The 26,425-nt window shown below is 34.1% G+C and carries 24 protein-coding genes; 4 read left to right on the plus strand and 20 right to left on the minus strand.

The annotated features are described in order from the left end of the window. Nucleotides 1-34 precede the first annotated feature (34 nt). From CER22_RS09420 to CER22_RS09455, 8 genes are all read right to left on the minus strand, one after another. Nucleotides 35-1,183: a hypothetical protein gene (locus CER22_RS09420; RefSeq protein WP_088608626.1), complete on the minus strand. Its 1,149-nt coding sequence runs from the start codon at nucleotides 1,181-1,183 to the stop codon at nucleotides 35-37. Nucleotides 1,184-1,345: 162 nt separating this feature from the next. Next, nucleotides 1,346-3,070, minus strand: a complete 1,725-nt coding sequence (gene cydC / locus CER22_RS09425; RefSeq protein ID WP_088608627.1) for a thiol reductant ABC exporter subunit CydC — start codon at nucleotides 3,068-3,070, stop codon at nucleotides 1,346-1,348. Nucleotides 3,071-3,072: 2 nt separating this feature from the next. Continuing rightward, nucleotides 3,073-4,788 carry a thiol reductant ABC exporter subunit CydD gene (cydD, locus tag CER22_RS09430; protein WP_088608628.1) on the minus strand — a complete coding sequence of 572 codons (1,716 nt, stop codon included), beginning with the start codon at nucleotides 4,786-4,788 and terminating at the stop codon, nucleotides 3,073-3,075. After that, nucleotides 4,788-5,804 carry a cytochrome d ubiquinol oxidase subunit II gene (gene cydB, locus CER22_RS09435; protein WP_000950075.1) on the minus strand — a complete coding sequence of 339 codons (1,017 nt, stop codon included), beginning with the start codon at nucleotides 5,802-5,804 and terminating at the stop codon, nucleotides 4,788-4,790. The genes cydD and cydB overlap by 1 nt, the downstream gene beginning before the upstream one ends. Beyond that, nucleotides 5,791-7,194, minus strand: coding sequence for a cytochrome ubiquinol oxidase subunit I (cydA, locus tag CER22_RS09440; protein WP_000448888.1), 1,404 nt, complete (start codon nucleotides 7,192-7,194; stop codon nucleotides 5,791-5,793). Before cydA ends, cydB begins: the two co-directional genes overlap by 14 nt. Before the next feature lie 617 nt (nucleotides 7,195-7,811). Then, nucleotides 7,812-8,867, minus strand: coding sequence for an LLM class flavin-dependent oxidoreductase (locus CER22_RS09445; RefSeq protein ID WP_087982925.1), 1,056 nt, complete (start codon nucleotides 8,865-8,867; stop codon nucleotides 7,812-7,814). Between the two features lie 82 nt (nucleotides 8,868-8,949). Then, complete coding sequence (locus CER22_RS09450; RefSeq protein WP_001205523.1) at nucleotides 8,950-9,393, minus strand: MarR family winged helix-turn-helix transcriptional regulator; 444 nt, start codon at nucleotides 9,391-9,393, stop codon at nucleotides 8,950-8,952. Between the two features lie 367 nt (nucleotides 9,394-9,760). After that, nucleotides 9,761-10,300 carry a DUF4352 domain-containing protein gene (locus tag CER22_RS09455; protein WP_088608629.1) on the minus strand — a complete coding sequence of 180 codons (540 nt, stop codon included), beginning with the start codon at nucleotides 10,298-10,300 and terminating at the stop codon, nucleotides 9,761-9,763. A gap of 303 nt (nucleotides 10,301-10,603) precedes the next feature. On the opposite strand from CER22_RS09455, the gene CER22_RS09460 reads away from it, so the two are divergent. Then, a complete protein-coding gene (locus CER22_RS09460) occupies nucleotides 10,604-11,347 on the plus strand; it encodes a siderophore biosynthesis protein (protein WP_088608630.1) in 744 nt (247 codons plus the stop codon). 88 nt (nucleotides 11,348-11,435) lie between these two features. On the opposite strand, the gene CER22_RS09465 is transcribed toward CER22_RS09460, so the two are convergent. After that, a complete protein-coding gene (locus CER22_RS09465) occupies nucleotides 11,436-11,984 on the minus strand; it encodes a DUF4865 family protein (protein WP_088063056.1) in 549 nt (182 codons plus the stop codon). Nucleotides 11,985-12,104: 120 nt separating this feature from the next. On the opposite strand from CER22_RS09465, the gene CER22_RS09470 reads away from it, so the two are divergent. Then, nucleotides 12,105-12,893 (plus strand): LysR family transcriptional regulator, encoded by a 789-nt coding sequence (locus CER22_RS09470; RefSeq protein WP_088063055.1) that lies wholly within the window; start codon nucleotides 12,105-12,107, stop codon nucleotides 12,891-12,893. Nucleotides 12,894-12,985: 92 nt separating this feature from the next. On the opposite strand, the gene CER22_RS09475 is transcribed toward CER22_RS09470, so the two are convergent. From CER22_RS09475 to CER22_RS09515, 9 genes are all read right to left on the minus strand, one after another. Next, a complete protein-coding gene (locus CER22_RS09475) occupies nucleotides 12,986-13,939 on the minus strand; it encodes a branched-chain amino acid ABC transporter permease (RefSeq protein ID WP_131933559.1) in 954 nt (317 codons plus the stop codon). A 49-nt stretch (nucleotides 13,940-13,988) separates the two neighbouring features. Next, nucleotides 13,989-14,849 carry a branched-chain amino acid ABC transporter permease gene (locus CER22_RS09480; protein ID WP_088063053.1) on the minus strand — a complete coding sequence of 287 codons (861 nt, stop codon included), beginning with the start codon at nucleotides 14,847-14,849 and terminating at the stop codon, nucleotides 13,989-13,991. Between the two features lie 21 nt (nucleotides 14,850-14,870). Further along, nucleotides 14,871-15,572 (minus strand): branched-chain amino acid ABC transporter ATP-binding protein, encoded by a 702-nt coding sequence (locus CER22_RS09485; protein WP_088063052.1) that lies wholly within the window; start codon nucleotides 15,570-15,572, stop codon nucleotides 14,871-14,873. Next, nucleotides 15,550-16,323 carry an ABC transporter ATP-binding protein gene (locus CER22_RS09490; RefSeq protein WP_088063051.1) on the minus strand — a complete coding sequence of 258 codons (774 nt, stop codon included), beginning with the start codon at nucleotides 16,321-16,323 and terminating at the stop codon, nucleotides 15,550-15,552. Before CER22_RS09490 ends, CER22_RS09485 begins: the two co-directional genes overlap by 23 nt. A gap of 90 nt (nucleotides 16,324-16,413) precedes the next feature. After that, entirely contained in the window at nucleotides 16,414-17,631 is a 1,218-nt protein-coding gene (locus CER22_RS09495) for a substrate-binding domain-containing protein (protein ID WP_088608631.1), read from the minus strand. A gap of 180 nt (nucleotides 17,632-17,811) precedes the next feature. Then, nucleotides 17,812-18,807, minus strand: a complete 996-nt coding sequence (locus CER22_RS09500) for a 3-oxoacyl-ACP synthase (RefSeq protein ID WP_088608632.1) — start codon at nucleotides 18,805-18,807, stop codon at nucleotides 17,812-17,814. Next, the gene (locus tag CER22_RS09505; protein ID WP_088608633.1) at nucleotides 18,807-19,223 is read right to left on the minus strand and encodes a MaoC family dehydratase; all 417 of its coding nucleotides are present in this window, start codon (nucleotides 19,221-19,223) and stop codon (nucleotides 18,807-18,809) included. The genes CER22_RS09500 and CER22_RS09505 overlap by 1 nt, the downstream gene beginning before the upstream one ends. A 4-nt stretch (nucleotides 19,224-19,227) precedes the next feature. Beyond that, entirely contained in the window at nucleotides 19,228-20,718 is a 1,491-nt protein-coding gene (locus tag CER22_RS09510; RefSeq protein ID WP_088608634.1) for an o-succinylbenzoate--CoA ligase, read from the minus strand. 15 nt (nucleotides 20,719-20,733) lie between these two features. Beyond that, nucleotides 20,734-21,339 carry a TetR/AcrR family transcriptional regulator gene (locus CER22_RS09515; RefSeq protein ID WP_142293455.1) on the minus strand — a complete coding sequence of 202 codons (606 nt, stop codon included), beginning with the start codon at nucleotides 21,337-21,339 and terminating at the stop codon, nucleotides 20,734-20,736. A gap of 355 nt (nucleotides 21,340-21,694) precedes the next feature. Here CER22_RS09515 and CER22_RS09520 point away from each other — a divergent pair, with 355 nt between their 5' ends. After that, on the plus strand, nucleotides 21,695-22,687 hold the full coding sequence (locus tag CER22_RS09520; protein ID WP_088608635.1) for an S-layer homology domain-containing protein: 993 nt from the start codon (nucleotides 21,695-21,697) through the stop codon (nucleotides 22,685-22,687). A 109-nt stretch (nucleotides 22,688-22,796) separates the two neighbouring features. Here CER22_RS09520 and CER22_RS09525 read toward each other — a convergent pair whose 3' ends face one another. Both CER22_RS09525 and CER22_RS09530 read right to left on the minus strand, forming a co-directional pair. Further along, nucleotides 22,797-23,720, minus strand: a complete 924-nt coding sequence (locus tag CER22_RS09525; RefSeq protein WP_088608636.1) for a CobW family GTP-binding protein — start codon at nucleotides 23,718-23,720, stop codon at nucleotides 22,797-22,799. A 103-nt stretch (nucleotides 23,721-23,823) separates the two neighbouring features. Then, entirely contained in the window at nucleotides 23,824-25,260 is a 1,437-nt protein-coding gene (locus CER22_RS09530; RefSeq protein ID WP_088608637.1) for a flavin monoamine oxidase family protein, read from the minus strand. A 201-nt stretch (nucleotides 25,261-25,461) separates the two neighbouring features. Here CER22_RS09530 and CER22_RS09535 point away from each other — a divergent pair, with 201 nt between their 5' ends. After that, entirely contained in the window at nucleotides 25,462-26,406 is a 945-nt protein-coding gene (locus CER22_RS09535; RefSeq protein WP_000715320.1) for an L-lactate dehydrogenase, read from the plus strand. The last annotated feature ends 19 nt before the right edge of the window (nucleotides 26,407-26,425 follow it).

Raw genomic sequence — 26,425 nt, forward strand, 5'->3', positions numbered from 1 at the left:
CCTATATACTTTTATGCAAATATGAATCGAAATATCATACTTTTCGTTCCTGAATAAACATATTTAATAACGCGGACATTTTATTTGCACCTTTTTTATTCATATGATCACTATCATAAAAATCTTCATCACAAAATAATGGTGAATCAAATAGATCTATGATTTGAAAAGAATATTGTGCTTGAAAATCATTTATAACTTTATAAAAATCTTCTTTTAATTTCTTACTACTACAATTGAAATAATGTGAAGTAACAGGGAAGACAACAATTAGTGGCTTTATATCATTTTTTAACAGTAATTCTAAATATGTTTTAAAAATCGTTTTATTTTCAACTAAAGTATGAGGATACGACAATTTAGCATGTGAAGCTGCTCTCATTTTCCCATGTTCTTCAAAAGGAATATGAAGGGGAGTGGTATTCCATTCAGCATTTATCCAAGGTAGTATCAATGATTCATCTTTTAGTTCGTCTAATAAAATATATTCAAAATGCAAAGTAAAAATAGAAAAAAGTGGTTTCGGACTATCTAGATGTGAGAATCCATCAGTGGGTAAAGGAGAATGAACTACAGTATGATGACCGTCTTGAAACAATGGATAATATACTTTGTGAATTCTATATGCTTCAGATGATAACGACATGTCAAAGTAAAAAGAGAAATAGGCTATTCCTATCAAACAATATTGAAATGAATGATCGTTTGATAGAAGTTGTGACGCTATTAAATAATCATAGTATAGATCTTGCGATGGAAGTGTTAATTTTATTGACTTTTTTGAGAGGAGCTCCGTACTTATGCCACAATGCGGATAAGACAAACCGGTAGCAAACAATTCATATGTGGGATCACTCTTTACTTTTTTCATAGACATGTATAAAAACATAAGATCCGGATTTATTTGATATATAGAAATTAATTTATTCCTCCATTCATACATGTATTTTGTTAAATTAATAATTTTTTTACTTTGCACGCCCTTGTTTATCAATTCATTTGTAAGTTTTTCTGCGTCCACTCTCCAAATGACTATATATTGAAAAGAATTTTCTATACGAACAATAGTTGAAACGTCTACAACATGAACTATTGTTTTACATTTATTTTTGTCTAATGCATTTTGAATCCTTCCCCCTGATACTTCATCACTTAAAACAATAATTTTATACTGCTCCTTCATGTATATCCCCCTCCATTATATGTATAATATGAAATTCATTTTTCATTCATAATGATCATATACATCTGCAATCCAACATTAAAAAAGAATAGAATATTCATTTCAAAACAAAAATAGCTCCACCATTTGGCGTAGCTATTTTACAATTATTACTTATTCAAACTATATTCCTTTATCTAACTCATACAGCTTTCGATACTTCTCGTTTTCTTTCAGAAGTTGTTCATGACTGCCTTGCATCACAATTTGACCACGATCAAGGAATATAACTTCATCTACATGTTCAATTCCTACAAGGTGGTGTGTAATCCAAATAACAGTCTTTTCTTCTGTTGCAGAAAACATTGTTTCTATTAAAGATAGTTCTGTCTTTGGATCTAAGCCGATCGTAGGTTCATCAAGTACAATAATTGGAGCCTCTTGCATTAGCGTTCTAGCAAAAGCAACCCGTTGTCTTTCTCCACCAGAAAACCTTTTTCCCATTTCATGCATTTTTGTTTGCAATCCATCTGGAAGAGAAGCTATATGCGAAGCTAATTGTGCTTTCTCTAAAGCTGTCCATATCTCTTCATCCGTAGCCTCTGGTTTACCGATTCGCACATTATTTCCAATTGTCGTATCGAATAAATGCGGCTTTTGATTCAATACAGAAATATATTTTGATAAAAGATTCGTATGAGCATGTTCACTATTCAATAAAACTTCACCATGTAACGGGCTTAGCGCACCTGCTAACAATTTTAACAAAGTAGATTTTCCTGTTCCACTTCTTCCTAAAATGGCGATTTTCTTTCCTGCCTTTATTTGCAGTGATACTTCTTTCAATACAAATTCATTACTATCTGGGTAACTATACGATACATTATTTAATTCAATGTCTATATATTTTGATGCAACATAATCTTTATCCTCATGTAATTCCTTTTCATCCTGTAAAACATCATTAGCTTCTACTTTATTTAGACGATGAGCAGATTCTACATATGATGGAATTCGATCGATAGCATCTGAAAGTGGAATTAACGCATTTGTCACAGATAACGTCATTAAGACGAAAGCCGCAATAACGGTAGATGCAATCTGTTCACTTGCTGCCTCATTTCCAGTCCATATGATCATTGAAATAACTACGATTCCCACTACTAATTGAATGATACTGTCCCGAATATGATTCCAGCGCTTCATTCTTTTTTCCGTTTTTAACAACTGAGCATTTTGCTCTACATACTTATCAATGAATTCATCTTTTCTACCACTTGCTTGCCAATCAGATAACCCAAAAACAGCGTCTGTTAGTTGTTGATACAAACGGCTTCTTCCTTGCTTTAAAGTAACATGATGTTGCTTCATTAAAAGTAATGATACAAACGGAAGAAGAAAAACGATAATAGCCAACATACATGCTGCAATAAGTGCAAATACTACGTCAAATGCTCCGATAACAAGTACGAATATGCTATATACAACTAACGCTAATAGACTAGGAAATATTGTACGTAAATATAGGTTTTGCAAATGCTCTATATCTTCGGATAATATACCTAACATATCGCCCGTTTGAAATCGTGAGCGGAAAAATAACGCCTGCGGTTCTACTATTCTGTATAGTTTCGTTCTCATCTTTTCTAATATGCGTAGTACGACATCGTGTCCAACTAAACGCTCTAAATAATGAAATACCGCTTGTCCTATACTAAACGCACGTGTTGCAACAATAGGAACATATACAGCCATTACATTTTCTGGTCTAAGAGCAGATTTAGAGATTAAATAACCTGAAATGAAAAGTAACATCGCACCTGAACTAACTCCAAGAAGACCAAGGAAAATAGTTACAGTCATTCTACCTTTATTTTGCTGTATATAAGGTTTAATCCAGTTACTCATCTCTATCCCCTCTCTTTCCTTTGAAAATGTAATGCCTCATTCTTTAAAAGTTCTTCATACGTGCCGCTTTTTATCATTTCCCCTTTATTTAAAATAAGAATATGATCCATCTGTTTCATCCAGTGAAGACGATGTGTTGCAAGAAATACTAGCTTACCTTCAAACAGACGTAACATCGCTTGCTTTATTTCAAATTCAGTTTCAATATCAAGATGTGCTGTAGGCTCGTCTAATAAAATAATTGGCTTTTTGCTTAAAAGTGCACGCGCCATAGCGACACGTTGTTCTTGCCCGCCACTAAGCATACGTCCACCTTCTCCAATTCTTTCATACATCCCGTTCGGAAGCGATGTAACGAGTGAACGAAGACCAACTTCATTAATAACTCTTTCCACTTCTGCATCAGTTGTATTTGTTTCATAGAAACAAATGTTATCTTTTAATGAAAGCGGGAAAATATAAGGTTGCTGCGGAATATAAGCAATATTCTTTTGCCAATCTTCTCGAGTAGACCCGTCAATTTTCACACCATTTATTATCAGCTTTCCACCCGAAGGAGTTAAAAATCCTGCTAATACGTCAATTAACGTCGATTTCCCTGCCCCACTTTCACCAATTACACCTATAGCGCCGGTGCCTTTCCAAGTAAAATCAATTCCCTCTAATATAGCTTTTTCAGATTCATTATTCTTTATTTTTACATCTTGTAATTTCAAGTTACTAGAGGCATTCCATATTAAACCTACATTAGATTCTTTCGTTCCTATTTCTTTTTGTTGCTGTAAAATCTCTTCTATTTGCTCCATTGCAAGTTGTCCATCTAACGTAGCATGATAATTCGCTCCAACTTGTTTAATTGGCAGAAAATATTCCGGAGCTAAAATTAAAATCGTAAGGGCTGGCAATAGTACAATTGTCCCATCTATTAAACGTATCCCTAATCCGACCGCCACAAATGCAATGGATAAGCTCGTAAAGAAATCTAATGCAAAAGAAGAAAGAAAAGCAACTCGCAAAGTACGCATCGTTGCTTTTCTATACCTTTTACTTACTTTTTCAATCTTTCCTTCGTGTTGTTTACTTTTCCCTAAATACTTTAATGTTTCTAATCCTTTTAACGTATCTACAAAATGATTAGAAAGTACTCGATGTGTTTCATATTGGCTATCTGCCATTTTCTGCGCTGCTAATCCTAGTAGGATCATAAATGTAATTACGATAGGAATCGTTACAACTAAAATGATTCCAGACTCAATATCTAACGTAAAAACATATAGTACAATTAGTCCCGGTACGATACTACTTCTAATCATTTTAGGAATTGTTAATTCAATATATGTTTTAAATTTCTCAATACCTTCAATCGATAAGGTAACCAGATGACCTGTTCCAGCAGTTTGAACATACCGTGGACCTAATGTGAAATATGCCTCTATTAATTGTTTTCGCAGTAGCGATCCTGTTTTTTCAGCGAAACGTTCCACTAATATTTGCGAAATTCGAACTAGCATATGACGTACTGCAAACGTGATTCCAAAATAAACCGTTTCATTTAACACAGATTGCACTGTTTCTCCTTGAAATAAAAACGTAATAGCCCGTGCTAAAAACACTGTTTGCCCAATAATACTTATAGCTTCTAAAATGCTAATGATTGTTAACACTACATATAAAACTCGGCTACCAGGATACGACGGAAGTCCTCTTTTTCTTTTCATTAGTACTCCAAATCTTTATCTGACTTAACAGGTTGTCTAAACACATAGAAACTCCATATTTGACTTCCCAAAACAAATGGCAATATAGCAATTGAAAAATACGTCATCAGTTTTAGTGCATAATCTCCCGATGCTGCATTATAAATCGTTAAATCGTATATTGACCCTAACGAGCTAATTAAGACACGTGGAAACATGCCGGCAAACACACTCGCACTTAGTAAAATGATTGTTAAACTCGTCATAACGAAAGCCCAACCATCTCTTCTTCTTTTATTTAATAATGTTGACGCACATAATGCTACAAAAGCTCCAATCGGAACCATAATCCACTCTGTACCATGACCAGTGAAAATATCTGTTTTCCATAACCCTACACCGGCAAAAATAAGAAGTGCTATAATTGCAAGCGGTGCAATTTTCAACGCAGCAATACGTGCACGTTCTCTTAACTTACCAGTTGTACGTATAGTAAGGAATTGCAATCCGTGAACAATACATAGCAGAAGGAACATAACTCCTCCAAGTAATGCAAATGGATGAAGTAATGGTAAGAATCCACCTACAGCATTTTTCGTTTCATCAATTGGAATACCTACCATAAAGTTAGCAATTGCAACTCCCCAAAGAACAGGCGGTAGTAAACTTCCTAAAAACATACCCCAATCCCAAAAACCTTTCCATTTATGATTGTCTATTTTCGCACGGAATTTAAAGGAAACCCCTCTTATAATTAAAGCAAGAAGCATAAATACAAACGGAATGTAAAACCCGCTAAATAAAGTTGCATACCAGTGCGGGAATGCTGCGAACATAGCCCCACCTGCACAAACAAGCCATACTTCATTCGCGTGCCAAAATGGGCCAATTGTATTTAAGTAAATTCTTTTCTCTAAATCGTTTTCCCCTAAAAACCTTGAAACTATACCTACACCGAAATCGAAACCTTCAAGTACAAAGAAGCCTACGAATAAAACTGCAATAATGATAAACCACAACTCATTAAGAGATAACATACTCTTCCTCCTTATCAAATGGATCATGGCTTTGAGAATCCTGTTTCGCTTTCTTATTCTCATGTCCTTTAATAATACGAACGAATAAGTAAATAGTGATTCCACCTATAATTAAATATAGTGATGTGAATGAAACTAAAGAGAATAATACTTCTCCGAACGTAACATTTGGAGATACAGCATCTTCCGTTTTCATAACACCGAAAACTACCCAAGGCTGACGTCCCATTTCAGTCATAATCCATCCTACTGTATTACCGATAAACGGTAGTGCAATTGCATACACCATTAATTTTAAATACCAAGTTTTTTCAGCTAAACGATCTTTTCTTGATAAGAACCATCCGTATGCTCCTAGAAGAAGCATAAATGTTCCACTCATTACCATCGCTCTAAAACTCCAGAACATAGTGTGTACTGGCGGTATATAATCTCCAGGCCCATATTTTTCTTCATATTGTTTTTGAATTTGATTCATCCCTTCTACTTGACCACTAAATTTATCAAATGATAATAGACTTAGCATATAAGGGATTTGAATTTCAAACGAATTTTCTTGCTTCTCTGCATCAATTTTCGCAAATACTGTAAATGGCGCTGGATCCTCACTCGTATTCCATAACGCTTCAGCTGCTGCCATTTTCATTGGATGCGTCTTAATTAATTGTTGTGCTTGCGCATGACCAAAGAATAATACTAACGCCGTTGTAAGTGTTCCAACAATGATAGAAATGCGGAACGATTTTTTAAACACTTCAGTTTCTTGAGCTTTCGTTATTTTCCATGCACTCACACCCGCAATAAAGAATGCACCAGTTGCAATCGCAGCTGTAATTGTATGCGGGAATTGTACCCATAATTGTGGGTTTTGAATAATCGCTAAGAAATCATTCATCTGTGCACGTCCATCTGCTGCCATTTCATATCCTACTGGCGATTGCATAAATGCACTTGCAGTTAAAATCCAAAATGCTGATAACATTGTTCCAATTGAAAGGAGCCAAATACATAACAAGTGAATTCGCTTCGGTAATTTGTCCTCACCGAATACCCATAAACCTAGGAATGTAGACTCTATGAAAAATGCTAATAAGCCTTCAATTGCAAGTGATGGACCAAACACATCACCTACGAAACGTGAATATGTTGACCAGTTCATGCCAAACTGGAATTCTTGTAAAATACCAGTTACTACACCTACCGCAAAGTTAACTAGGAATATTTGTGTCCAAAACTTCGTCATCTTCTTATAAATTTCTTGTCCCTTTACCACGTATAACGTTTGCATTAACGCAATGATAAAAGCTAAACCAATAGACAGCGGAACAAAAAAGTAATGGAAAATCGTTGTTGATGCGAATTGTATTCGTGCCAATTCGAGCGTTTCCATACTACAATCACTTCCTTCATAATTTTTTATATCGTAATTTCAATTGAGTTGTATGAATAAAACAACTCAAATCTTAGAAATATAGAAAGATAAATTTGTTTATGTACTTTTAGAAAATATAATTTTTCAGTTTTCAAGATAATTACAAAAGAACTTTCTCATAAAATTTACCTTTTCACTATTTCAGTAGTGTTTTATCCGTTAATCGAATTGTATAATATACCTGCATAGTAAATTCAGCTGATTTTTGACGTATTATTGACATCATTTTGTCTGAAATATGTCTTTTGTCATTTTTTTGAATTAGATTTTTCTCATTACTAAAATGTATTTTTTTAATATAAGACTTACTCTCATATCAATAAATAAATCATTTTTCTCTACATACGCTTGACTTATTCGCGAAAAAATGTCCTCTTTACCAATGAAGAAATCAGTTGCTTTTTTGTCAAGAGAAAAATACATTCCTAAAATTCAAACACGAAATAATGTTATTCAAAAATAGAAAATCCCTTCCCTCTTTCTAGACTAAAAATTTATTTTTTTGCCATTTTTTCAAACTAAATTAATACATAAAAAAATACCGAGAATCGATTAGACTCTCGGTATTTTTCAAATTATTTTGCTGTATGTTTTCTAACAGCCGGTAAAATTTCAGTAGCAATTAATTCGATATTTTTCTCAATTTTATTAAGTGGCACACCACCAAAATCAATTTGTGCCATAAAACGTTGTTGTCCAAACAATTCATATTGGTAAAGCATTTTTTCAATAATTTGTTGCGGGCTACCAACCATTAATGCGTCACGATAATCTACTGCATTTGTAAATTGTTGCTTCGGATACCCACCACCACGCAGTGTAAGCATACCAGCATTAATATGAGGATAGTATTCACTAAACGCATCTTGTGAATTTTTTGCTGTATAAAATAAACTCGTTGTTGCAACTGGCAAACTTGCTGGATTAAATCCACTTTGCGCCGCAGCCTCACGATAAGCATCTACTGATCCTTTAAAGTTAATAGCTGGACCACCTAGTGTTGTTATCATCATTGGTACACCCGCACGTCCTGCTTTAATCGCACTAGCTGGTGGGCCACCAACTGCACGCCAAATTGGTAAGTTATTATTTTTAGCTCTCGGAATAACCGATGCATGTGCAAGCGGCGCTCTGAACTGTCCGTTCCATGTTACATGTTCCTCTTTATTAATTTTTAATAAAAGTTCCATCTTCTCTTCAAATAGCTCTTCATAATCATTCACGTCATAACCAAGTAAACTATATCCCCCAATACGAGATCCACGACCAGCCACGATTTCTGCACGTCCATTAGAAATTAAGTCAATTGTAGCAAAATCCTCATACACTCGTACCGGATCAGATGTACTTACTATCGTTGCTGAACTTGCAATTTTTATATTTTTCGTAGCTTGTGCAATAGCTCCTAAAATAACTGTATGAGCTTGCGTTGTAAAATGCGTTTGATGACTTTCACCGACAGCAAATACATCAAGTCCAGATTCATCCGCTAACTTTGCTGTTTCAATTAATTCATGAATTCTTTGTTCTGCACTAATTTTCTCTCCGTTATGTGGATTTAAAACATGATCCCCAATTGAATATAATCCAAACTCTATTCCTTTACTTGTATCCATACGGTATTTTTCCATAGTTGCTCTCTCCTTTAATTCAGTCGTATTCATTTTCTTCAATCACCCATCACTTGATTAGTCAATTGATAGTGAAAAAAAATTACTCTTGCGGCAATTCTTTTTTTTCACTATGCTTATGAACTTTCGTCATCAGCTCGTATAATATTTTCTGCTCTTCTTCATTTAATACATCATCAAAAAACGATGATTGAAATGCAAGTTGCTCTGGCAACGCTCTCTCTAAAGCTGCTTCCCCTTGCTCTGTAAGACTAATTGTTTTCGTTTTCCAATCTTGTTTTCGTACAATATATCCTTCTTTTTCAAGACGAGTTAACATTCGAGAAATACCGCCTTGTGTAACAGTTACCTTTTCAGCTAACTCCATTTGTGTGAGTGGCTGATACGTACGTATTTGCAAAAGCACATCAAATTGAGCTGTCGTTAAATCAAACCGTTTTAAAAACTCATTTGACATCTGATTACTTTGGTTCGTAAATCGTATTAAACGTAACCATATTAATGACCCTATCGTATTATCACGCATATTTGATCACTTCCTATCGTGAATCTCACTATCACTTTACCACTCAAGTGATAGTAATGCAAGAAATAATTACATTTTTTATATAACTCAACTTACTTGTACTTAACTAAAGGCATCAATCGTGTAGTATTAGGTCTACTTGCCATTCTCTACATCTCCATAAAAAAAGGATTAAGCTCCAACGCCAATCCTTATCATGCATTTATTTTTCGTTTTCAAAACAGTATATTTGAAATTCACACCATCTAATCTATTATTTTCTTTTATCGTACCGTAAATTCATTTGAGCATACCGTCTTCATGTAAAACCTGTATAAGTTTGCATAAAAGGCCCTTGTTTACACCAATCGGACTTTTACGGGATAAATCATTTAAGCTCTACTTTTACTTCCTCTTTAGACATAACATCAGGTCTATAAATTAATTCAAGATTAGAATCACCTTTTTTCGCTTCAAATGTTATAGCTCCTGTTAACTTACCGTTTGGATCTACATCTTTAATTTTAAAAATATTTTTATTGCTAGTTGAAAATGTATGGTCCACAATACTTCCATCGCCTCTTTCAAGGTAAAAATCCAATGGGTTAATTCTAACTTTTTGATGACCAATATTCTCTACTGTAACATGAACAATAACAAACTCATTACCTTTTTCCAGCTTATCATATTCTGCCACTTGTGCTATTTGTACTTTATGGACTGTTAATTTTTGATTTCTAATTTCAATAGTTTTTTCAACATTATATTCTCTTGTATCTTCATTCTTCGTATTTTCTTTTTTGGCACTACTTTGCTCTTCCTTAGTATCATTTGATACAGTTTTAGCTACTTCTTTCTTCTCATCACATGCCGATAAACTGAAAGCTAACGTCCCTGCTAAAGTGACTGTCGCGATTTTTTTAAACATAAATTCCCTTCCCCCAATGTGAAAATGATAAAAATCCCCAAAAACTATATACTATACTAACAGATAAACGAACATTATATTGTCGCTATGTGTCGAATGTAGTAAGGCTATGTATAAGTATGAAGTCTTACTTTGCTTCATCTCTCAACTGTTCGACATATGATAAAATCTTAACAATAGATATCTACCTTACTTACGAACTCTTTCTTCCCATAACTATGAGTATCATAAAGTTTTAAATAAGAAAAAATTCAAATAAAATGATAAAATTAAACAAAGCACTAGTATAAAGGTGGGCAGAACATGCATATTTCTAAACAATTTATAAAACCATTTCCTGAATATGAAGACATATTTTATGATGATTTAGAACAACATAAAAAGCACTTTTTACCCATTTGTTCTATAAACTTACAATGTATTGAACCGGAATTGGACGAATGGTTACATATTGTGTCAGCAAAAGAAATCCATGATGGTTGCGTGGGTGATTTCACCAAACCATTTCACACAAATTTTACGAAAGCAGATACATTAGGATTCAATGTCATTAATGGAAAATATAAATTTGAAGCGGATTGGAATTATTTCGAAATCGAACAAAATAATTCTGACATAATAGAACAAGCCTACGAGAGTAATGAAAGAAATTATCAAATCCGTAAAGATTATTTTCAACGTAATCAAAAAATTTATCCTTATTCTAGCTTTAGAAAAGAATTTACATCTGTAGAAGTATTAGAACGAGAGTTTGCCGAAAAACAAACAAATGGCTGGGGATTAAATTATCCCGTGGTAAATGGTATCCTAAATGATGTTCGTTTTATGACAGAAGAAGGTAAAGAATTATTAGAAGACTGCGATAACGAAGACGAAATTTTTGACTTTACGAATCTTCTATATGTACCAAAAGATGAATATGGACATCCATTTACATATGTTGGATTTGTTACAGGATATTATTTTCAAGCTTATGGTGCCGATCGTATTTACTTATTCTTTAATAAAGAATTAAGAAAAGCAGTAATTTGTTTTGAATATACATAAGATAATTAAGAAAAGTCCATTTTGAACATTATTACTTGACTCAAAATGGATTTTTTATAAATAATTTATTTATATTTCAATTCCTCATCTACTGTGAAATGTGTAAAACCTCATATATTGTAATATCCTCCATCTCTTCAATTTCAGGCTTTACTTCATAAAATTCAAACTGACTATATCCCCACTTATCTGGGTTATACACTATTACATTCCCTTTACAATTTTCTGTATTCTGGACATTCTTATTAAAAATATTAAATTGAGTCCCAATCAATGAATTCTTTTGAGAAATACTTCCCACATATTCAACAACATACTTACATTTCTTAAAATCACCACTTAGATTAACAACTAATGGAACACCTATATTTATTTGTTGCCACCCAAAAGATTGTAAAATATTATCGTAATACCCTTCAAAGATAAATTTGTTCATTCCTTCATGACCATTCCAAATATATAAAGGTGCATAACAGTTATAGAAATTCCCTTCCATACCTACCTCAGTAATTAAATATGCTTTGAAATTCAATTCTTGAAAACCATCCGTTTTATGCCCATTATCCTTTACCCTTTTTTTAATAATCTCCATGTCATAATCCTTTGGCAAAATGACTTTATATTGCATTCCAATCATGTTTATCACTCACTTTCTATCTTATATACACAATGATAAACCGGTGATTGACTAACGTAAAATAGGTATAAATTATGTTTGTTATCATTTATAATGATACCGTATAAGGGGCTGTGATAAATGGAAATAAATGATCTTATTATATTCAAAACTGTAGCTAGTGAAGGTTCTATTAGTAAAGCTGCTAAAGAGTTAGGATATGTTCAGCCAAACGTAACTGAGCGAATCAAAAAATTAGAACAAGAATTAGAAACTCCTTTACTACATAGAGATAACAAAGGCGTTTCCTTGTTACCTTCTGGTGACATTTTATTAGGCTACACGAATCAAATATTAACTTTAGTAGAAGAAGCGAAAGATAAAATTAAAACGAGTGGTTCTTCTTATATAATCGCGACGTCACAATCTATTTTGACTAATTATGTAAGTAAGCGTATTAAAGAAAATTTCAGGAATTATCAAATATATGTAGAAAATAGTAGTCATTTACAAAAATTACTGCAACAACAAAAAGTTGATATGGTCATCACTTATGAGGATGATCCCGACGCAGCTTTTAAAAAAGTATTTACTACTTCAATTTCTATAGGCTTATTAAAAACGAAAGAAACACGTACCATTGACTATTCGCAGGAACTCTTCTTCGTTAGTAATGACAAAAAGTGCCCTTTTAGAAATAAGACGATACAATTTCTAAAAGAAAATCATTTATCTCAGCGTCAACTTCAACAATTAGATTCTTATTCGCTTATGGAAGAGTTTATTCAGGACGGAAAAGGAATAGCCTTTTTGCCGATTAGAAATGATACATTGGTACCAATTGAAAATGTTCCAATCGAGAAATTAGCTGTTCATTTTTTTACAAATGAAAACTCTTTAAAACAAATCCCTGATGAACTATTTGATTAATAGAATAGCTATAAACTAATTACATACACCAATAAAAATCCCTCCTTTACGAATTTAAAAGAGGGATTTTCATATTCTATACAATTGATTTTTCACACATTTTGCTCCACTTCTGCACTTTTCTCCTTCTTACTCTGTTTCACATTCTTCAGTCTCTTAATCGTGCCAACTAATCCTTTCGGAAAAACTAGCAAGACGATAATGTACAATAAACCAAGAATAATTGTCCATCTTTCAAAAATCGGATACGCTGTGGCTAGTTCTGATAAATAATATTTCAGTGATTCAATAATTCCAGCTCCAGCAATTGCTCCAATTAACGTTCCAACGCCTCCAATCATTGTCATCAATAATGCATTTAATGTCATTTCAATTGAAAATACAGTCGTATTAACAAAGCGTAGTGTGATAACAAATAAACCACCGCTAATCGTAGCAACTACTCCTGCAACAATACTAGCAATAATTTTATAATGAAGAACTTTATATCCTAATGCTTCAACACGTTGCTCATTTTGTGAAATTGCCTTTAATACTTTTCCAATAGAAGATTTTGTGAAAAGACGTAACAGAATAAAAATGACAATTAAACATATAAGTGTTACATAATAAAACGTAAAACGATCACGGAATAAGTCTGGTACACCAAATGTAAAACCGTCCCCTCCGTGAGTGAGTCCACGCCATTTTTCAGCAAGTACGAAAAACAACTGTGAAATAGCAAGTGTTAACATTGCATAAAAATGACTTTTCAGCCGTAACGAAAGCAAACCGATTATATAACTAACAATTGCTGAAATGATAATTGCAGCTACTATCCCTATTAAAAAGTTCGTTATGGATACTCCTTGCCGATCAAATAAAAGTGCTACCCCATACGCTCCTATTCCAAAGAACATACAATGGCCGAACGATACAATTCCTGTATACCCAAGCAATACATCAAAACTCATTGCAAAAATAGCAAAGATGAAGATTTGAGTGAACAAAATTAACAAGCTCCGTGAATCATTTACGAATGGAAATACACTTAAACAAATGAGCATAAATACTCCGAAGTATACTTTAATTCGATTTGATGTGCTGTTCACCATTTCACCCCTTTTCACTAACAAGTCCATTTGGCTTCACTATTAAGAAAAATAGTAACATTAACATATTGATTGCAAGTGATAAATCCGGTATAAAATACGCTGTAAAAGCACCCGCTAATCCGACAATTAAAGATGCGATTGCTGAACCTTGTACGCTTCCTAATCCTCCAATGATTACTACTATGAAAGCTAAAATCGCATACTGCATACCCATCTCGGCGAAAATAACTCCTGAATACGGTGCTAATAAGAAGCCTCCCAACGCTGCCATCCCTGCTCCTAATAAAAAGACGAAAGAAAATATCGCTTTTACGTTAATACCGAGCGCTTGAACCATTTCTTTATCCATTACACCTGCACGGATCATTAGACCTATCTTTGTTTTTTTAAGCAATAATAGTAAGGAAATATAAATGATGATCCCAATTAAAATTACGAATAGACGATATTTAATTAATATAATACCTTCAAATGTATAACTACCTTGTAACCATAACGGTAATTTAGCACCAATTGGATTTGGCCCCCAAAATACTTTAATACATTCACTAAGTACAAGCATTCCTCCAAGCGTCACAAGAAGCTGGCGAACATGATTTCCATATACCGGTCTAATAAGGAATCTTTCTAAAATGAATCCAAGAAACATCCCCATAGCAATTGCTCCAATTAACGCTAATACATAACTACCTGTCATATTAAATATCCAAACACCTGTAAACGCTCCCCAGGCAAATAAACCACCATGTGCGAAGTTTAGAACGCTCATTAAACCGAAAATAAGTGAAAGTCCTGATGCTAATAAAAAAATGAGCATCCCTGTTGAAATCCCATTTACAAATAAATTGATTAACACATCCATCCTTCTCACCTCGGATTCATGTTAAGAGATTCCTAAATATTTGTGACACATTTCCTTATCCTCTTTTAATTCATGCATAAAACCTTTATGAACAATTCTTCCGTTATCCATAATATAAAAGTAATCACCAATTTGACTAGCCATCATAAAGTTTTGTTCAACGAGTAAAACTGTTGTTTTCTCCTTCATTTTCAAAATGGCTATCATTAATTTTTCTATCATAATAGGGGACAAGCCTTTACTCGGCTCATCAATAAGTAATAAACCATCACTATTAATAAATGCTCTTGAAATTGCTAGCATTTGTTTTTGTCCTCCGCTTAAGAGTCCACTTTTTTTGTGCCAAAACTGCTTTAAATCTGGAAATAGTTCAAGCATCCACTCAATTTTCTCTTCTGCTTCTTCTCCCTTACCCCTAGCAAGAGCGAATGTTTCTTCTACTGTCAGATCGTGAAAAATACCTTGATTTTCTGGTACATAACCTATTCCTTTCCTTGAAATTAAATGTGTAGATAATCCATTTACTTGTGTACGATCATAATAAATTTCACCATGTGCGATATGGTGAAATCCCATAACCGAACGTAATGTCGTCGTCTTCCCTGCCCCATTTCTTCCAAACAGTACAGTAATCGTTCCTTTCTCAACAGCAAGAGATACCCCTTGTAAAATATGAAACTGATCTAAATACGTCTCTATATTATTCACTTGTAATAGTGCCACTATATAATCCCCCTAAATAAGCACTTTGTACACGCTCATCTTTCATCATTTCTTCAGGCAAACCTTCAGCCAATAACTCTCCATGGAACAAAACGATAAGATGGTCTGATAAACCTAGTACCATATCCATCTTGTGTTCAATTAGTACAATTGTACTCTCTGGATGTTTCTTAATATTTTCAATCACTTGTAAAATAGCCGGTACTTCCTCAACTGATATACCTGCCGTCGGCTCATCAAGTAGTAATACATCCGTTTTTAAAGCTAGTAACATCGCAAGCTCTAACTTTCGTTTTTCCCCATGTGCTAAATCTTTCGCTAATACATGTTCTTTCTCGTGAAGTAAGACTGTTTTTAAGAAACGTCTCGCCTCTCCCACTTGTTGCTTAAATTTTGCCGAACTCGGAAAAAAACTATAGTAATCTTGAACAAATGATTGAACACTTAAACGAACATTTTCAAGTACCGTTAACTCTGGGAATATATTTGTAAGCTGAAAAGAACGGCCGATTCCTAATCGAGTTCGATCCGAAATTGATAATTTTGTAATCTCTCGTCCTTTAAAATATACTTCACCCTTTGTTGGAGAAATTTGTCCACTTAGTAAATTAAATAACGTTGTCTTTCCTGCACCATTTGGTCCAATAATGGAAATAAGCTTTCCTTTTTGTACCGTTAAATTCACATCCTTAATAACATGATGCTCGCCAAAAGATACGCTAAGATTTTTCGTTTCTAGCAAATGTGTCACGAAATCCCTCCCTTTAAAGCTTTAAGTATGAAAGAAATACGTATAAAGAGGGCATCCCCCTCTTTATACAAAAACAACAGAAAATTCAGTTTATTTATTTTGAACTGGTGGTTCTGTCTCTTTCATCGTTAATTCTCGCTCTAATACTGGCACCGGATAATCAACACCATCTTGCTTTTTCAATGTGATAGAATAAAGTGTTTGCATCGCTTGGTGATCCTTTTCTCTAAACTTCATCTTTCCTTTCGGTGTATCAAATTCCATTCCTTCCATTTTCTTAATCAACGTATCAACATCTGTATCACCTTTTGTTTTCTTTAAAGCTTCTACAATAGAAATTGCCGCTGACATTCCACCTGCTGTAAATAAATCTGGCACCGCACCATTAAATCGTTTTTTATGTTCTTCAACTAACCAATCATTCACCTTATTTTTCGGGAGTGTATGATAATAAACAGAAAAACCTTGCATTCCTACTAACGCATCCATCGTTTTTAATGCCGGTATATCTGGTGCACCGGTAGAAATTTTAATACCTTGCGCTTCCACATTCATATCTTTCAACTGTTTCCAAGGTGAATTTGCCCCAGCCCAAACGATAAATAAATAATCCGGTTTTGAGCTAATGATATTTTGAATATTTGCAGTGAAGTCAGTCGAATTCGTATCAGCATATTGCTCGTTTACAATATTCGCACCTAATTTCTTCGCTCCAGCTTTAAATGCAGCAATCCCTTCACGACCGTAAGCATTATCTTGTGCTAACGTTGCTATTTTCACATCTTTTTTAGCAATTGCTGCAGCACCAGCTACTGCATCTTGAGATGAATTTCTTCCTGTTCTAAAAATATATTTATTCCAGTTCTTTCCGGTAATACTATCAGCTACTGCCGGTTCAACAACCATAATTTTTTCATATTCTTCAGCTAGTGGTAAAACTGCTAATGTATCACTTGAACTAGACGATCCGACTAAAAAATCAACTTTCTCTTCTTCTAATAACTTCGTAGCTTTCTTCACTGCTACATCTGCTTTCGTTTCCGTATCTTCTACAACAAACTTAATCTTCTTCCCTTCCACTTTCCCAGTCCCACCCGTTGCATAGTCTAACCCTAATTCGAATCCGTTCACTGTTTGTTTTCCATATGATTCTAATGGACCCGTTAATGAAGCAAGAACACCTACCTTAATCGTCTTGTCACCCTCTGTACTTGTTTTCTTTCCTGAACAAGCTGCCGTTATTAATAACGAACTTAAAACACAACCAGTAGCCATCATTCTTAGCCATTTACGTTTTTTCATCGACATTGTGATCCCCCCATACTTTACTTTCTGATAGAGTCAAACACGCCAAAGTTATCCACCCGTAATTATGACTTTTCCTCTGAATCATACAAACAAATCTGTTAAAAAAATTTAATGAAGTACCTTTACATTCGCCGCCATTTTCCAAATACCTCCATTCCCTATGTATTCATCTAGCATTTTTCACCACCTAATTACAGTCGCTGCCCACGTATATCCAGTCCCTGCACTAACTACTACTGCAATATCTCCGGCCTGTAATTTTCCTTGTTCATTTGCAAAGTGAAGACCAATGCAAGGATCAAGCGCTGACATATGTCCATAATGATCTAAATATACAACTTGTTCTTCTGCTAGCCCTAGCCCCTGTATCAATTCTATTAACATAGAACGTTTTGTATGCAGTGGTAACAATACTTTAATATCTTTAGGAGTAAATCCACTTTTTCTTAACGCCTCCCGAATAACCTTGTCAAAATTAGGAGTTGAAACCCTGTCTAGACGTTCTTTCATACTAATAGGATCTATTACATCAATATAATGCTGTCGATTCTCAACTGTATCGTAGCTCGCAACCTGCTTCGATCCACCTGCTGGAATACGAACATCTTCATGAAATGAACCATCTGTTATAATCGCACTTCCTAATATTTCACCGTTTCTAGCGTCTTTTTTCACTAAAGCTGCACTTCCGCCATCAGCGAAATTAAACATAAAACGCGAGCGTGGATTATCATAATCTACAATTTGAGATTCTTTACATCCACCTACTAATAATATATTTTCAATTGAGTTATCGGAGTAGAGCATATCTTTTGCCACTTTGAGAGCAATAGGAAAGCAAGAACTAACATTCATAATTTCAAAAGCATAAGCATTTTTTAATCCAAGTTCATGCTGAATTTTTGGGGCACTAGACCATACGTGGTAATCTTTATGTGGACTGCCAAAATAAATGACTACATCAATAGATTGAGGATCTACTTGTGATAATATTGGCTTTGCAGCAGCAATAGCTAAATCTGATGCATGCATCGTTTCATCTGCGACATGTTTTTCATATAATCCAAACTTTTCTATAATAATGTGCTCAGGAATACCTGTTTTTTTAGATAGATCTGCAGCCGTCTCTACGTCTTTTGGGAAGAAAACACCAGTCGCTTCAATCCCAATATTCATTAGACTACTCCTCCTTCTTTTGGCACCATCATTGTAGCTACACCTGTTAATACTAAATCTCCTTTTTGGTTATGACACTCCGTTAACAATTTCAAAACTCTCTTTTCTATTATAAATTCTTGTACTGTAGCCGTTGCTGTAATTGTATCTCCTATAAAAACTGGTGCTGTAAATTTAATAGTTTGCTCCATATAAACGGATCCTTTTCCAGGTAAATGAATACCAAGCAATTGCGATAATAGACTAGAAGTTAGTAAACCATGTGCTATTCTTTGATTAAATCTAGTTTTTTTCGCATACTCATGATCAATATGGATTGGATTAAAATCCCCACTTAAACCTGCAAATAATACAAAATCCGTTTCTGTTATTGTTTTACTACATGACGCCTTTTGACCCGTGCTGTACATCGTCATCTCTTCACCTACTTTTCAATTGATTTGCTAACTGTGTTTTTTGAATTTTACCAGTTGCATTTTTAGGCAATTCTTTTAGAAAAACAATCTCTTTCGGTATTTTATATTTTGCTAGAAATAAACGACAATGTTCAATGACTTCCTTTTCAGTTAATACACTGCTACTTTTTTTCACAATAAAGGCGATTGGAGTCTCTCCCCACTTTACATGTTGCCTACCAACGACCGCTACCTCATATACGTCCGAAAGCTTATTAATGACTTGCTCTACTTCAAGTGGATAAATATTTTCACCACCGGAAATTATCATTTCTTTTTTTCTACCGACAATGTATACAAAACCATCTTCATCAACTCTAGCTAAATCTCCCGTATATAACCAACCATCTTGAATCGTTTCTTTTGTTGCATCTGGCCGATTCCAATACTCTTTCATTACATTTGGCCCTCTTATAAGTAACTCTCCAACTTCACCAATCTCAACTTTATTTTTGTTTTCATCAATAAGTACATAATCACAAAACAAAACTGGTTTCCCAATTGAGCCTACTTTACGTCTTGCATCTTCTTCTGAAAGCATAAATACGGTTGGTGATGTTTCAGTCATACCAAAGCCTTGACCAAATAAAAATCCTCTATTTATAAATTCTCTCATCAACTCTTCTGGACACGGAGCACCACCGTTATAAAACCAGCGAACTGATTGCAAATTTGTAGTTCCAAAATTCTCACAATTCATTAATGCTTGATGAATTGTAGGTACTCCCATCACTACAGTCACTTTATGTTTTTCTATCATGGAAAGAGCTGTAGTTGGCTCAAATTTTCTCGGAACAATGATTACACCACCTGCAAATAAAGTTGGAAATGCGAATAAGCCAATCCCACCAATATGAAATAAAGGCAGTAATACAATGGAGCGATCGTGAATAGTTAGATCAATCGCAAATGTATTATTTAGCGCATTCCAAAACATATTTTCTTGTGTAAGTACAGCTCCTTTCGGTTTTCCAGTTGTCCCTGAGGTATAACATATAATAAAGGATGCGCTTTCATTTATCTCTTCAAAGTTATCAATTTTTCTATCTTCTATTTCTTTTAAACTTTTAATCGAAATCACACTTTGTACATACGATACCTTCTGCATTGACAGTGCCATATTTTGAAATGTTTCCTCTACAAATAAAACTGTAGTTCCACTATCCCCTAACTGAAATATAAGTTCATTTTCTGTTAACCGTATATTCAGTGGAACAGCAATACATTCTACTTTTGCTATAGCAAATAAAACCACAATATATTCCAAGCTATTTTGCGATAAAATAGCTATCCTTTCTCCTTTTTGCACATGTAAATCGTAAATTAAATATGCAGCTACTTTATTTACATACTCATGTAACTGTTTATATGTCATTTCCTCCTCATCTGTAATAATGGCAATGCGATCTGGATGTAAATAGGCCCGTTTTTCAATCCAATAAGCAATGCCTTGCATATTTTCCCCACTCCCTTATCTCTTTCTCAATCCTTCAAATATTAATGACATCGCTGCTTCAAATACATCTTCCGGAACATCTTTCTCTTCCCAATACCCCCATCGCATTCCTAGAAATTGCCCAATTGACATAAGACAATACGCAATTGTTTCTTTATCAAGTTGTTTAAACTCCCCCGCTTCCATACCAGCCGATAAACTTTTTAAAAATCCATTTGCGAGCTTTGCATAGTACCATCTATATAAGTTATCATCAACAACTACCGCCTGTTGTACAATGTTATATAGATTAGGACGATCTTTCACCCATCGAAAAAATGCTTGAAAACCTCTTCTTTGTGCCTCTTCGTAACTTGATATCCTCTTCATTTCTTCTTTAATAATTAAGCGTAACTCACGGTTCAATCTGCGAATCAATTCACCAAATATATCTTTTTTAGATGGGAAGTAATTATAGAAAGTTCCGTGCGCTACCTTTGCTTCTTGTGTAATATTCACGATAGACGCCTCGTAATATCCTTTACTACCAAACACTTCTTCTGCAGCACACAATAATTTCTCTCTTGTTTCTAACCCTTTTGTTGTTAGATTTTTTACATCCATTATTATCTTTTCTGACACCTGAATCACCTCTTAGATTTGATTATAAATACATTTCTGAATTTTACAATTATTATTGTTAGACAAAATCTGCAAGCATTTTTTATACCCCAACAAAGGTTGTCTTCTTTTGACCAGCTATTAATTAGTAAGAATTTTATAACACATCCCTAATCAGAATGAATCAACGCCCCGTCAGTTAACTTTTTATACTTCCCTCCCTCTTATAACACCAAATATATTTAAGCAATATTCCGAAAGTAAATCCATATTTTACAAAAACTAAATATACCAATATAATAAATAAGTGATTATCACTTAAAAGTAACGGATATGAGTGAGAAAATATTGTTTTATATACTTAGGAGGAATCATAATGAATTTTAAACATGTACTTGCAACAGGCTTAATTACCGCCACATTATTCGGTGCAACGAATGCTCATGCACAAACTGAACGTTTCATCGATGTACCAAAAGGGCATTGGTCTGAAGATTCGATTGACCATTTAACTGAACAAAATGTCATGAATGGTTATGGTAACGGAAAATTTGGATTTGGGGACAATGTAACTCGTGGGCAAGTAGCTGCGATTATTTCAAGATACTTAAAACTAGAAAATACCGGATCTACAAGTAAACATTTCTCTGATATTCATGGGCATATGTTTGAAAACAATATTAAAGCAGTTGCTCAAAAAGGAATCATGACAGGGGACAATAGCACTGACAAGTTTAGACCTGATGATACATTAACTCGATATGAAATGGCTGTTATCTTACAAAAAGCGTTTCATTTACCTGTAAAAACAAACGACCTTTTCTATGATGTTCCAAATAATCATTGGGCAACAAACTCTGTTCGTTCATTGTATAGTAATGGTATTACAAACGGAATTGGAAACTATCAATATGGCGGAAAACTGAATGTAACAAGAGAACAATTTGCAAAGTTTATGTATAGTGCAATTAATGTAAGTCCTTATTTTGTTCCTGATTCTATTCCTGCGAAAGATGAGGATAAGTATAAAGAAATTGAGAATATACTAATTGATTCTGGATTTTTCAAACGCTCTTCGGAATATATATATAATAAAAATGGTAAAGACGGATATGATAACATGATGTATTTTTATTTTTCTTCCTCAGATGATAGCGCATATAGAATGTATATTACAAGTGATGATCCGGTATTAAACGAGCCTGTGAAAAAAATCCTAAACACACTACTACCAACTAAAGCAGATTATCTGTACAGTCTAATTAAAAATCCTACTGCAAGCTCTCGAACAATAGAATTAGATGGTCGCAAAGTTGAAATTAGTAGAGGCTCTAATATAAGTGTTTCTCTTGGAAAACGAAAATACTAAAAGAGTGACTATTTAAAATGAATACAAGTATCTATATGCTTATTCACCAAAAATAAAAAGCTGCCACATAAGTCGTTTTCATCAACTTATGTGGCAGCTCCCTTTAATCTTAATTAGAATTAAGTTCCACTTTCTCTAACCCTTCAGCCAATTGTTTCTTATCTAGCCCTTCTCCTATTACTACCAAGTTCGTTGGGAAACCGAAGTCTTGTTCCAATAAAATCGGTACCCCGAACGAGTATTGGAATAAGTGAGGATATTTATCTCCATGGAATTTCACAAATCCTTTTACACGATAAATACTATCTGGTAAATTCGAAAGCCATTCATATAATTTATCTTGATCAATCGATTTCGTAAATTGATATGTCATCGTTTGTATATGCAAATGCTGTTTGACATGTAGTGTCTCATGTTCCCCATCATTCGTAAATTCAGCTGCTTCTATGTCTTCTAAAGATATATTACAATATTTTGTTTCAAACAATTTCGCATGATTATTTATTGCTTTCACTTCTTCAATTACTTTGTTCTTATCCGCATCTGTTAGTAAATCTGATTTATTAATTAAAATGTGGCTACCAAACTTCAGTTGCTCATGCAATAATTGCTGAACGTTTGCACTTAATACACTTCGATTTAACCACCTTACTGCATCTAAAACGACGACAATTGATTTCACTTCTAGGAAAGGTGCTAAAATTGGTGATACACATGCATCTAACACTTCAATTGGATGTGCAACACCTGTCGTTTCTATATAAATGACATCTGGTCTTTCTTGCTGATATAACGAATGTAATTGTATTTCAAGCTCTTCTTTTAGCGTACAACAAATACATCCTTTCAGAAGCTCTCTTAAAACATTCTCTTTTCCAATAATATCTGTATCTACCGAGTATTCACCAATTTCATTCATTAATACTGCAACTTTTCTATTCTTCTTTTTCTCCGCTAACAATAAATTTTGTAATAATGTTGATTTTCCACTACCTAAAAAGCCACCTAATATATGAATTTCTACTTTTTTCATTTGATCGACCATCCATTTCTTTATTTCAAACGTATTCAAAGCGTAATAATTACGATTTATATTTATTATTTTATTAAAAGAGTGGTGATTTGTAAATATATGTTCACTTTTCGTTTACTTCATGAGCAACTCGAATTCCAGACTCTATTGCTCCTTGCATCCACCCATGTGTTAATGTCGTATGCTCTCCGGCAAAATGCACTTTCCCAGATGGTGGTGTAATATACGGAAATAACTCGAGTTCTTGGCCCGGTTCGAAAGCTGTAAATGCGCCGCAAGAATACGGATTTTGACTCCAGCTAAAAGATGCCCCTGTAACAAACTCACTATAAACGATGTCACCGTATATTTCCGCTAAATTTCTTAATGCATAACGAATGCGTTCACTATTCGGTAAACTATCCCATGTTAACGCCTCATCTGCCCACGTATAACTCGCTAAAACGGTAGCTGCCCCTGGTGTATGAATGCCATAACTCGGATAATATGTAAACCGTATAGGTAAATCTGTAATAGATTTACCGCCACATTGCCCCACTCTTTCCCAAAATCTACTTTTAAACTCTATCGCAATTTTAGTTGCAGCAATATAATTTAATTCACGAATTGCTCGTCTTTTATAATAAGAGAATAAATGATACGGCCGAACTTCTACAAATCGTAACGCTGAAAATGGAATTGTGATAATAGCAATATCACTTGTTATAGTAAATCGCTCTAACGTTTGCTCACGATTTCCTTGTAACATTACTTTATTATCTTCTTGTATAATTTTCTCTACTTTATATGACATAAAAATATTATCCTTTAGCTGTGGCAAAAATGAATTGGGTAATACATCCATTCCACCCGTTATCTCATAATATTTCGTCGTTGAAGTAAAAAAAATCATTTCCCGTAATACTTCAATTAAAGACATTCCCATATAAGCTTCCATATCAAGAAGTACCCCAATCATATCTATTGCACCGTCTGAATAATATTCAGTTAAAAATGAGCCGAGCGAATATGTTTTATACTTTTTTTCAACGATAATCCAGTTTTTATTAGGATCTTTTTTTATAAAATTTAGTATGGGTTCTAATACTACTAACATTAACTCTTCTGCCGTTTTCCCTTTTTCGTTCTCTAAAACAGGATATCCAAGTATACTTGGATTTTTTTCGAATATGCTCAATCTCGTTTTAATATTATTCGTATAAATAATATCTGAAGCGGTTTTATTTATAAACAGATTTAACGGTAATTTAAATTTATGAATATAAGCTAAAGTTAACTCGTGTATTCCAGGAATTCGCATCGGCCCTGCATTAAAATATAAACCAGAGCTAAATGGTTCACGAATCGTATATATTCTTCCGCCTATTCGATTATTTGCTTCTAAAATTGTTATGTTATGCCCTGCTTCTTTCAATAACGATGCTGCAACTAATCCTGAAATCCCTGCACCAGCAATAATAATTTGCTTTGGATTCTTCGTTTTAACGAGCCCCACATTAATAATATGAAGCATTTTTCCCATCGTTAATGGCTGCATCATACCCTTTTCCCCTTTGATAAAGGATTTTATTGCATTATATTCCTTTAACTTACTTCCTATGTTTCATGCAAGAAATTGCAAGGATACATTTTCAAATACTTGAATATCTTTTATAAAATGTAATAAACTAGATATGACTCTATAGAAGTAAGACGTATTATCTTACATAATAAAATCAATGAAATTGCGAGGAATTTTGAAATGAAAAAAGGGATTAACCGTGTTGTATTAGTAGGAACAGGAGCAGTTGGATGTAGTTATGCTTACTGCATGATTAACCAAGCTGTAGCTGAAGAATTTGTTTTAGTTGATGTAAACGAGGCAAAAGCTGAAGGAGAAGCCATGGATTTAAGTCATGCAGTTCCATTTGCTCCAGCTCCAACTAGAGTATGGAAAGGCAGCTACGAAGATTGTAAAGATGCTGATCTTGTAGTCATTACGGCTGGATTACCACAAAAACCAGGCGAAACACGTTTAGATTTAGTTGAGAAAAACGCGAAAATCTTCAAACAAATCGTTCGTAGCATTATGGATAGCGGATTTGATGGTATTTTCTTAATCGCAACTAACCCTGTCGATATTTTAACTTACGTAACTTGGAAAGAATCTGGTTTACCAAAAGAACGCGTAATCGGTTCTGGTACAACTCTTGATTCTGCTCGTTTCCGCTATATGTTAGGTGAGTATTTCGATATTGGTCCACACAACATTCATGCTTATATTATCGGTGAACATGGTGATACGGAACTTCCTGTTTGGAGTCACGTATCAGTCGGTATTCAAAAACTACAAACGCTTCTTGATAAAGACAACACATACACGCAAGAAGATTTAGACAAAATCTTCATAAACGTTCGTGATGCAGCTTACCATATTATCGAGCGAAAAGGTGCAACTTACTATGGTATTGGTATGTCACTTCTACGTGTTACAAAGGCGATTTTAAACGACGAAAATAGCGTATTAACAGTATCAGCTTACTTAGAAGGCCAATACGGTCAAAAAGATGTTTATATCGGCGTACCTGCTGTTTTAAATCGCGGCGGTGTTCGTGAAATTTTAGAAGTAGAATTAAGCGAAGAAGAAGAATTAAAATTCGATCACTCTGTTCAAGTGCTGAAAGAAACAATGGCTCCAGTTCTTTAATATGCATAATAAAAAGCAA

Source organism: Bacillus sp. K2I17 (genome assembly GCF_002209985.1).
GTDB lineage: Bacteria > Bacillota > Bacilli > Bacillales > Bacillaceae_G > Bacillus_A > Bacillus_A wiedmannii.